Source organism: Parashewanella curva (assembly GCF_003675895.1).
Lineage (GTDB): Bacteria > Pseudomonadota > Gammaproteobacteria > Enterobacterales > Shewanellaceae > Parashewanella > Parashewanella curva.
The window spans coordinates 1-9,303 of sequence record NZ_ML014858.1 but is presented as its reverse complement, the minus strand read 5'-3'; the positions used below and the strand labels follow the sequence as shown (position 1 = coordinate 9,303).

11 protein-coding genes are annotated in these 9,303 nt (G+C 37.2%); 3 read left to right on the top strand and 8 right to left on the bottom strand.

The genetic code is table 11. The features are described 5' to 3' along the window. The first annotated feature begins 129 nt into the window (after window positions 1-129). Window positions 130-516 carry a zincin-like metallopeptidase domain-containing protein gene (locus D5018_RS19585; RefSeq protein ID WP_165905122.1) on the top strand — a complete coding sequence of 129 codons (387 nt, stop codon included), beginning with the start codon at window positions 130-132 and terminating at the stop codon, window positions 514-516. Between the two features lie 11 nt (window positions 517-527). Next, a complete protein-coding gene (locus tag D5018_RS19580) occupies window positions 528-890 on the top strand; it encodes a hypothetical protein (protein WP_121840675.1) in 363 nt (120 codons plus the stop codon). A 65-nt stretch (window positions 891-955) separates the two neighbouring features. On the opposite strand, the gene D5018_RS19575 is transcribed toward D5018_RS19580, so the two are convergent. From D5018_RS19575 to D5018_RS19560, 4 genes are all read right to left on the bottom strand, one after another. Further along, window positions 956-1,372, bottom strand: a complete 417-nt coding sequence (locus D5018_RS19575) for a hypothetical protein (protein WP_121840674.1) — start codon at window positions 1,370-1,372, stop codon at window positions 956-958. Then, window positions 1,369-2,049 (bottom strand): AbiU2 domain-containing protein, encoded by a 681-nt coding sequence (locus D5018_RS19570; RefSeq protein ID WP_121840673.1) that lies wholly within the window; start codon window positions 2,047-2,049, stop codon window positions 1,369-1,371. The genes D5018_RS19575 and D5018_RS19570 overlap by 4 nt, the downstream gene beginning before the upstream one ends. Window positions 2,050-2,132: 83 nt before the next feature. Beyond that, window positions 2,133-2,291 (bottom strand): type I restriction endonuclease subunit R, EcoR124 family, encoded by a 159-nt coding sequence (locus D5018_RS19565; RefSeq protein WP_243637475.1) that lies wholly within the window; start codon window positions 2,289-2,291, stop codon window positions 2,133-2,135. A gap of 5 nt (window positions 2,292-2,296) precedes the next feature. After that, the gene (locus D5018_RS19560) at window positions 2,297-3,943 is read right to left on the bottom strand and encodes a TIGR04141 family sporadically distributed protein (protein ID WP_121840672.1); all 1,647 of its coding nucleotides are present in this window, start codon (window positions 3,941-3,943) and stop codon (window positions 2,297-2,299) included. A 397-nt stretch (window positions 3,944-4,340) separates the two neighbouring features. Between D5018_RS19560 and dcm the strand changes: the two genes are divergently transcribed. Further along, a complete protein-coding gene (gene dcm, locus D5018_RS19555) occupies window positions 4,341-5,660 on the top strand; it encodes a DNA (cytosine-5-)-methyltransferase (RefSeq protein WP_243637474.1) in 1,320 nt (439 codons plus the stop codon). 72 nt (window positions 5,661-5,732) lie between these two features. On the opposite strand, the gene D5018_RS19550 is transcribed toward dcm, so the two are convergent. The 4 genes from D5018_RS19550 to D5018_RS19535 all read right to left on the bottom strand — a co-directional run bounded on the left by D5018_RS19550 (window position 5,733) and on the right by D5018_RS19535 (window position 8,627). Continuing rightward, a complete protein-coding gene (locus tag D5018_RS19550) occupies window positions 5,733-6,611 on the bottom strand; it encodes a type II restriction endonuclease (RefSeq protein WP_121840670.1) in 879 nt (292 codons plus the stop codon). 85 nt (window positions 6,612-6,696) lie between these two features. Continuing rightward, window positions 6,697-7,353, bottom strand: a complete 657-nt coding sequence (locus tag D5018_RS19545) for a relaxase/mobilization nuclease domain-containing protein (RefSeq protein ID WP_121840669.1) — start codon at window positions 7,351-7,353, stop codon at window positions 6,697-6,699. Beyond that, entirely contained in the window at window positions 7,346-7,879 is a 534-nt protein-coding gene (mobC, locus tag D5018_RS19540) for a plasmid mobilization relaxosome protein MobC (RefSeq protein ID WP_165905121.1), read from the bottom strand. The genes D5018_RS19545 and mobC overlap by 8 nt, the downstream gene beginning before the upstream one ends. Before the next feature lie 241 nt (window positions 7,880-8,120). Continuing rightward, window positions 8,121-8,627 (bottom strand): hypothetical protein, encoded by a 507-nt coding sequence (locus D5018_RS19535; RefSeq protein WP_121840667.1) that lies wholly within the window; start codon window positions 8,625-8,627, stop codon window positions 8,121-8,123. Window positions 8,628-9,303 lie beyond the last annotated feature (676 nt).

Genomic DNA, 9,303 nt, shown 5'->3' with positions numbered 1-9,303 from the left:
AAGCCTTTTGGCATGCTTAAAATTTGGTAAACCGTATGAGAACACTACAAGATCTATGTTGTTTTTTTGTTAATGGTTGAAAATGTACGGATACTTAAATCACCATGCGAAATGTAGGCAGATCGATATCTGGCAACGATTTTTCATGAGACTGGTCATAGCACAGGCCATTCCAGTCGATTAGCCCGAGATATGACAGGTCGTTTCGGTGACGAATCCTACGCCAAAGAAGAACTCAGAGCCGAAATCGCCTCACTAATGATCGGTGACGAACTCCAAATCGGCCATGACTTCGGCCAGCATGCGGCCTATGTCGATGCTTGGATAAAGGTGCTACAAGATGATGCCAAAGAAATTTTACGGGCTTCGAGAGATGCAGAGAAAATCCAAAGTTATGTAATGGGATTAGAGCATGAACAACATTCTGAGAACACAGCAAAGTTAAATCATTCGAAATCTAACATAACATCAACCATTTCAACTAACACAAAACCAGAATACCAAAACGAACTTTAGGAGGACAATCCATGCAGCATCCACATTTTAAAGCTTTTAAAAGGGGCGATATAACCGCAGATAATCAATGGCACCACTACTGTTTCAACCATCAAGTACCATTTATTTCGGTGAAATACCGAACAAAGCTCGCTGATGTTGAGTTCGATTATATTACCTACAACACAGAGGAAGCTGATGATTTATTGATGGCTAATGATGAAAAAATTCGCCAATACATTTTCGATAAATTTTCAGATTATGCACACAATGATCGATGCTATATTGCACATGCTGGCTGGAATATTATTCTTCTAAAAGATTTAACAATCGAGTCAGCAAATAGAGCCGCAGAAGACATTTACGGCTTGATTAGCTCTATTTTTGCAAACTGAAGTTTCACATCTTATCTGAATTAACACATATTAGTGGTATTTTCCATTTTGGAAACAACCACTACTCACATTGGCTTTATCTTAATGGACACCCCTGAAAAATTATCTTGTCGAAGTCTAATTAAACGTTCAGCAGGAAAATTTGAAATGAGCAACTTACGATTTGATTGCCAAGTAACTTTTAGTTTTTCAGGTTTGCCATCAAGACCAAACATGCCTCTGTATACCTTACCTGTTTTTACGTCCACAATATTGACCCCTGTTTCCCAATTGGTCGTTGCTCCACAATCAACATAACCTAGTTCGGCTATTTTGGTTCCATCGGGAGATGGGTATTCTGCTACATCGGTGTTTTGACAAAGTTCAGGCAGTATTTGTAAATCAGTAGACTTAAACACATACTTTATGCCTTGAAAACCCAAGATAATAAGAAAACATACTGCACTTAAGTTCCAAATAAACCGTGCTATTTTTTTTATCATTTTTTGTTTTCCTTGTTGGTAGCGTCATAAGCTTTTTTATGTTCATCAAGGGCTTTCATTAAGCTTTTCCCGCCAGCACTTTTGGGCATATCACGGTTTCTATAAATCAATTGATCTTTACCTTCTCCTTCATAAATCTCACCTGCTAAGTGAATGATACAGATCATTTTGTTAAGAATTTCGCTTAATTTTTCATAATCAATCACTATATTAAGTGGCTTAGTAACACCTGTGGATTGTTTTAGATCTAAATGAGCACCAAGTTTGTTTCGATAATCTCTTAATCCCGTTTCGTCGTACAACGTTTCTAAGATTGATAAATCCATCTTAACCTGTTCAAACATTTCAATTTTCAAGCCGAGCTCTTCGTGAGTAAATCTGCCACTTTTTGTTTCAGACTCGACCTGCTTAATTGAGCTTTTCAGTAGTCCATAAACACGCTGGAAAGTAAGGTTGTCATTTTTACCCATTTGAGCAGGATCCATCAAAGACGATATACGCATTACAATTTCATACTGCAATGCGCCTTGGATAATTTGAAATGGCTGACTTGGAATTGGGTAGTAACTGATGAAATCAGAATTTTGCTGGCTATTGAATAACTCTTCGTATAAGACAACAGAAGATCTTAACTGATCAACGATTTCGCCAATAATTTGCAATTCATTTACCAGCATACTGCACACCATTTTACCTTAGTCTAATACACCTTAGTCGTTAAACCCTCTCTCCAATTTCTTTAAACTTCTCAACAAAGGTATTAGGCGACGATTTTTTCAAATACGCTTTGTTTTTTAGTTTTGTATTGTGGATTAAGTGGACTCATTTTCGGTAGCGTTGAATTTAGCTCAGTGCCGTTCTCACTGGCGTATTCTCGTTTGAGTGAAACCGCAATATAGCGTTTGGCTAATTTGTTCATTAGGTTCATTTGGAACCATTTGCGCTTGGTTTTGGCTCTTTATCAACGCCAGCAATAGATACTGAAAACCCTCTTTGTGTTAGGTTCTCAAAAGCTTTGGTTAAGTTGACTTTGCTGAAAAAAGGCAGATTGCTTTTTAAGGATGATGAATCTTCACCCAGAATCAAAAATACCACTTCAACACCATCACTTTTAAAGTTGTCAAGAGGGACACTATCTTGTAAGCCGTTGCTGACTCTTTTTAGAACTTTACGAGCCTCTTTTCTGAAATCCCTATCACCCAGTAAAACTTCTGCAGAAACATTCCCCTGTGCGAACAGGTGACTCAAACCAGCAGAACCACCTTTTCTATGTTTTACATGAATCAGCTGTTTGCTATCTGTCATTAAGTCGCAAAGTTCAATAGGCGTAGTTGTTCTGTTACTCTTTATTAGCCTTTTGTCTAAAAGGTGATAGCTTTGATCATTCGCCACTCGTTCATTGTAATCGCCCTCAGTCTCGATCTTGGATTTGGTTTTACCATCTTTCACTTCCTCCCAAGCATAAACATTTGGGAAGTGTAACTGTGATACCTCAATTTGTGAGAGTGAGGTATTGATTCTGGACATGAATGTATTATCAATCTCATACCATAATCCAGAAAACAATATATATATCTTACTGTTTTCTTTGTACTCAAAATAGATGCACTTGTATATGTGATATTCTGACTCGTTCTCATGAATATCATATATAAAAAGTCGATCTCTTTTTATAGACTCTATAGATAGTGCAGGTAAGTCCAAATTATTAAAGTATTCGCTTTCTTCTATCGTAGGGCGTATAGAATTCTTACTTCTAGTAAAGCTGAACCCCCAAATAGTATCCCATTGAACAATTTCAGGGATTGTTATTGTTATGTCACTTTGGGAATTCCTGAAACTTTTGAGTAACTCTTCATCCAGTCTATCTATCTCTGACTTCTCTTTTATTTTCCGGATGTTATCAACCCAGGAAAACTCATCCTTATATGAGTCATTGTTATAGTAGCCAGATAATAGAGTAACTAAGTCTGTTATTTCATTGACATTAATTTCAATCCCAAATGAGAACACAGAATCCCCACCAGAAATATTCCTCAGACTTACACCTGTCTTCGGTGATCCTGTTACTGCCCTTAAAACATCCCTAGAAATATCAATTCCAAAAACACCAACAGCAGACTCTCTTGATGCTTGTGACTTTTTCTGCACAGCTTGATCTTCTAAGGTATATAGGTCAACACTTCGCAAGCTATCATGATTGAGTGTATTTAAAGCGGTTTTAATACCAAAGTCTTGGATAAAATATTTAGTATCTATCAAAAACCTTCCATAACCGAAAGTAAAGGCCATGGTGTATTCTGAATTTTTTATGATGAGTACAGCTGAGCTTGACCGATTCCCTAATTCATCAATATCAGAACCTGTTATGTTTTCTGTAAATTCACTCCACTTAGGCTTTTTCTCTTCTGGGATTTTTACAAAAAGTTTTCCATCAAGCTCATGCTGTGGATTCAACTCATAAGTATTAACCTGAGCAGTACTCTTCAAGAATTCTTCAGCATTAAGATCTGAGTGTTCACCTTTCGCCAAGAATGCATTCAGATAAAGGTACGGCTTTTTTTCTTCCACTGAAATAGACTCCTTATTGTTACTTTTTGTCGCGGAATTTATATATGCGGACAATACCCTTACTTTTCAAGTGGAGAATTGCTTTTTACTCGATATTAACTATGAGAGAGCATAGATCGACATAGTTAGGTGGCAAATATTTTCAAACTAAAATTTTGGAACACTATTACAAACGCCAGCGAGAACTGTTCCTTGCTTGAGCGAATTGCCTACGCCTAGCATGGGCGTGAATTAATGAATTGAAAGTTTCACCCCAACCAAACAAGAACAAAAGACTCTACAAACTAAATGAGAATTTTACGTACATGTATCACAAAAATTCTGTTCTACATGTTTGCAATAGACTATGTTTATATATACAGTACCAGGCATAAAACAGGATATTTGAGATAACATCGTGACAACTATAGCCCCCTCTACTTATATCAAGAAATTAAGAGCAAATTTAAGTCTTGGAAAAAGAGAGTTTGCCAACCTTTTAGGTTTAGGCTCCGATGGAGAAAGAACTGTTCATGGATGGGAAACGGGCGAGCATAAGCCATCTTCGAAAAAATGGTCGGCAATTTTAAATCTAGAAGCCGAGATGAAAGCATATTTTGAAAAAGCACCTCTAAAACAAAATCCAATCGAAGCGGCTGATTTTACTTTTATTGATTTGTTTGCTGGTATCGGCGGGATCAGATTTCCATTTCAGCAATTAAATGGCCATTGTGTCTTTTCTTCTGAATGGGACAAGTTTGCCCAAAAAACGTATTTGAATAATTACGGTGAAATGCCTAGTGGTGATATTTCCAAGATAAATGCTAAGGATATACCTGATCACGATATTTTATTAGGTGGCTTCCCTTGCCAAGCCTTTTCACAAGCTGGACTGAAGCAAGGGTTTAATGATACTCGTGGCACAATGTTTTTTGAGGTTCAAAAAATCATTTCCGAAAAGAGGCCTAAAGCATTTTTACTCGAAAACGTGAAACAGCTGCAAGGGCATGATAAAGGCAGGACATTAAAAACAATTGTAGATATCTTGAAAGGGGAGCATGAGCAAGAAATTCCCGAAGATATTCCGATGAGCCAAGAAGCGAGAAGCGCCTTAACTAAAAAACTAAACTATTGGGTTGGAGTCAAGGTATTAAGAGCAGCTGATTTTGGTATTCCTCAGAATAGAGAAAGAATTTTTTTAGTTGGATTCGATCAAGATTATTTTACAGGTATTAACTTTGATGAAGAATTTTCTTGGCCTACCCCAATTATGTCACCAACCAAAGTTGGCGATATATTAGAGCCGCAATCAGAGTTAGAAAAGGATTTGATTAAATATCAAAAAGACCGTTTTACTATATCTGACAAATTATGGGCAGGGCATCAAAAAAGGAAGCTAGAGCATAAGATCAAAGGGAATGGATTCGGCTATTCATTATTTACGCCTGAAGATCAGTACACTAATACTATCAGTGCTCGATACTATAAAGATGGCTCAGAAATTCTTATAGACCAAAGTCATATAGGAAAGAACCCGAGAAAGCTAACGCCACGTGAATGTGCAAATTTGCAGGGGTTCCCTTCGTCATTTATTGTTGATGCAGTCTCTCAAGTGCAGATATATAAGCAATTTGGTAACTCAGTCTGTATGACGGTTATCCAAGCTCTTGCTGAGAAAATGACCCAAACCATCTACTCGGCAGAAAATATTCTGAAAAACCGAAGAAAAGCAGGTTAATCTCTTTAAACTTTAAGCCAATAGCCAAAGAATATTTGCTTCTTTATCTATTGGCTTGTAGTGGGAATAACCTTATCGATTCCAATAGGCTAATGTCTCTGGAACTTCTTCAAAAAAGTAATCCTCAAAACTGACGACATTACGTTTTTTGGCTAGCTCTCCGTTATTTTTTACAGAGTTATAAACAACTAAAATAACGTTATGGTTAGCCATTTGCTCAACTTTGTTAACGCTAATATCTTCATCAACAGTTAGTAGGTAAATTTTAGGTAGCATCGTTCTATTAATTTCTTCGATTACTTCCTGCCAACGCTCTCTGAGTGTGGTTTTCATTGTTCCTATAATGACTTTATCTCGTCGCTGATCGAAAGCATCAAGCCCCGGTAAAAGTGAATCAACAATTTTCCCTAGTTTTTTGGACTTGAAATTCTTAGAGCCTACAGTGGCTTGTGATGAGTATGGATAACCAAGAACATCATATAAGCCATAAACAATACCTTCGAAGACTTTTCCAGCTCTAGATCTTCTTGATTGTGTGTTACTCAAAGATAAGCGATAAATGTATGGATAAATTTGTCCAGAATACTCACCAAAAAAATCACTGAGCTTTTCTTTAGTATCCAAAGGATTGTGATTGAAAGCCTCACATAGATCATCAAATTTTCGCCCAGGAACAGCAAACTGATTTGAGATGTTTTTAAGGATATGAGCATTCATCTGAGCCTCATGCAGTAAAAACGAATTGTAGGCTTCAGTTCTTAAATCTGAGATTACTTTCGAGACGTTTTTTTCTGTCTTCAAGGCTATCATCATCTCTTGATGATTATTCAGCACTTCTTTGACTGTATCTTTAGGGGAAGGGATATATAGCTTTCTAGTGTTTTGTATAAACTTATCGAAGCCCTTTTGCTCACACTCAGGGATTTCTGCTAAATATTGTAAATTTTCCATGCCGCTTAACTACACAAAGTTACTGTCCATAAACTTTGGCATTATAACCAGTTAACTCAGCTTTCATAAAGAGTATTGAACGGATTTAGTAACTTTGATCAAAATCGCATTGATTGAGTGATGCTTCATGTCGAATGGCTCTTGGTTTATTAGATAAATAACTTAAACTCGGTGTAGCCTCAACTGCTACGCCTTGCCTTTCCATCTCCTTCGCAAACCTCTCTCGCCACACCTGCGGTAACCCCTTTCGAACATGCAGCCGTTTACCATCAAACCCAAGGTTTTTAACCGTTAGATGAACATGAGGACTGTCGGTATCGGTATGCAGAGCCATGACGTATTGGTGATTGTGGGCGAAGGCCTTTTTAGCGAACTCTCTTACCGCTTTTTTTACAGCTTTGGGTTCGGTGCCATCGGGCATGGAAAGAACAATGTGAGTGCTGTGACGAGTTCGTCTTTTCGTGTTGGTTTGAGGTTCTTCCCAATCTTTAGCTAGAAGATGCAGTGACTGTTTATCTTGATAGATCTGGCCACATTCATCTTCAATTTCTAGTTTTCCATTGCGACTGATGTAATCAAAATGACTTTTTGTGTGATCTGCTGAGTAACAATAACCGCTGATTTTCACCATGACTTCTGGTGGCTTCTTACTGTAGCGAGAAAGTGACTTTATTCTGTTGGCTTTGTACCTGACATCACCAGATAACAGTCCTGATATAGTGTCGTTCGTGAAGCTACTCATTGCTAGCTTCCTCTAACTCAAGCTGCCAGCGGTGATAACTTTGATGAATAAGCTTATTTACTTTCGTTCTGTGGCTATTAAGGCGTTTGGTTAGCATTTCAATCATATCTTTTGTGACTTTGTTGCTTTCCCTAAATTCGATATTCAACACTCTGGCTATTTGGTTCAGATTACGCCCGATTGCAGCCAGCTGACGGTTTGACTCTCGAAGTGCATTTACTTCTGAGTCAGTGATGATTGGGTTACGTTGTAGACTTGCAGTAACCGAAGCTTTTACCCAACTTGTTGGATTGATATACCCCTCAGCTTTGGCTTGTGATTCCAATTTCACAAATTCATGACTGGATAACCGGATTGTAATTTTATTGGTTTTGGCTTGTTTGAAAGATTCGTTGTAAGCAATGTCAGGAACGGAGTGTTTGATAAGTTGTCGCATCATGCAAGATTCAGAAACACCTTGGCTTTTACAGTATGATTTCCAGTTAGACTTTTCATCGTCCGTTAAACGAATTTCAACCCTCGCCATTACAACCTCCAGCATAGTGAAGAACAACTGCATCTTGTAGGTTTGAGATTATCGCCATGATGGATATTTGTACAGTTAAAAGTCAGTCTTTTAGGGTTTTCAAACGATTAATTTCACCTGTACGGCAAATGCTGGCAAAGGTTACGGCATTTGCTGGCAGAAGCTACGGCAAACGCCATCAGTTTGCGAATCCTGCACTAGTTATTAGAGTTCAAGGTTTACTAAAAATACACTGACTTGCCTACATACTCACGTTTTGCATTTTAATTATTTTATCTTCATCAGCATCGACTGAATCTAAATTTTGCTGTACTTTCTGCTGAAATTCTTCACTCTTCATTTTGTCATCATCAGTCTCTGTGATTAAACAATACTTATGCACTTGTAACGCTTTTGAAAAGAACTTTCTTGCAAGTTGATTGTAACTTGAAGCCATACAGTAATTTTTAGCAGACCACTCAGAGTCTCTGATATCAATAGAGTCACAGGCTAAATTCCAATAGGCATCAACTGTTTCACCACGGTTTAAAACCTTGGGATGCTCATGCAAAAAAGAGGATACCTTATATATTCGAGAAGCCAAATTTGATTCTTTTTGCATAACATTAAATCGTCGAACTAATTGATTTTTTTTGTCGCTTAGCTTTAAAAGTGCTTTACGCTTTGAATCTGAAATAGCAGCTATATTGGGAATCTTGTTATCTGTAAAACTTCTATGGGTAGAAGTTACGGCAGATGAAAGTGCCATAAATATAATTCAAGTTAATGAGTGGTCATTTAAGGATATAATTTTCTTGAAGAAAGTTTGTTAAATTGTGTTAATTGAAATAAATGAGTTTTATGTCACGTACAATTATTCTCTACTTCCTTTGATACAACTCCATAGAGAGAATGTTCACATTTGGTTAAATGTGCTTAAAGGCGCACATCAAAGATAGCCTTAAAATCGTCGGAAATATGAACTTACTAAGGGGAGTCGCGATAAGTTTTCCTCCCAAAAACTTTAACTTAAGCCTTCTAGGGTAAACACCGGACTTTAACAAAAATTAATTGTTTAAAAAATAGTCTTTGTGGTATTTGTTTGATACCAATTTTTATAAATGGAAATAAAACAAAAACATACGGATTGTGCTCGATGAATTAAGACGTATTCATAGGAGGCATTACCAGTGCAGAAAGAAGCTAAGTTATTCATCCCAACTTTGAACAATCATGGCTACGCCGTTCCAGCAAATCTCGGTCAATCAAGTTTGATTACCTCTTTACGACAGCAATATAACTCAATCTGCTAAAAGCTCAGTATTTTATACCCTCAGCTTTTCTTAGAGGCAGCAGCAAGCCTACGTAATTAAACGCATAAAATCTTTTCATAGCTTTAGGACTTTTTGATAATACTACTTTCAAACTCATCAGGATCTGTAACT

What these genes read in the sequence shown, in the direction of transcription:
- D5018_RS19580 (WP_121840675.1), top strand. Translation starts at nt 528, where the DNA reads ATGCAGCATCCACATTTTAAAGCTTTTAAAAGGGGCGATATAACCGCA.
- D5018_RS19575 (WP_121840674.1), bottom strand. Translation starts at nt 1,372, where the DNA reads ATGATAAAAAAAATAGCACGGTTTATTTGGAACTTAAGTGCAGTATGT.
- D5018_RS19570 (WP_121840673.1), bottom strand. Translation starts at nt 2,049, where the DNA reads ATGCTGGTAAATGAATTGCAAATTATTGGCGAAATCGTTGATCAGTTA.
- D5018_RS19565 (WP_243637475.1), bottom strand. Translation starts at nt 2,291, where the DNA reads ATGAACAAATTAGCCAAACGCTATATTGCGGTTTCACTCAAACGAGAA.
- D5018_RS19550 (WP_121840670.1), bottom strand. Translation starts at nt 6,611, where the DNA reads ATGGAAAATTTACAATATTTAGCAGAAATCCCTGAGTGTGAGCAAAAG.
- D5018_RS19545 (WP_121840669.1), bottom strand. Translation starts at nt 7,353, where the DNA reads ATGAGTAGCTTCACGAACGACACTATATCAGGACTGTTATCTGGTGAT.
- mobC (WP_165905121.1), bottom strand. Translation starts at nt 7,879, where the DNA reads ATGGCGAGGGTTGAAATTCGTTTAACGGACGATGAAAAGTCTAACTGG.
- D5018_RS19535 (WP_121840667.1), bottom strand. Translation starts at nt 8,627, where the DNA reads ATGGCACTTTCATCTGCCGTAACTTCTACCCATAGAAGTTTTACAGAT.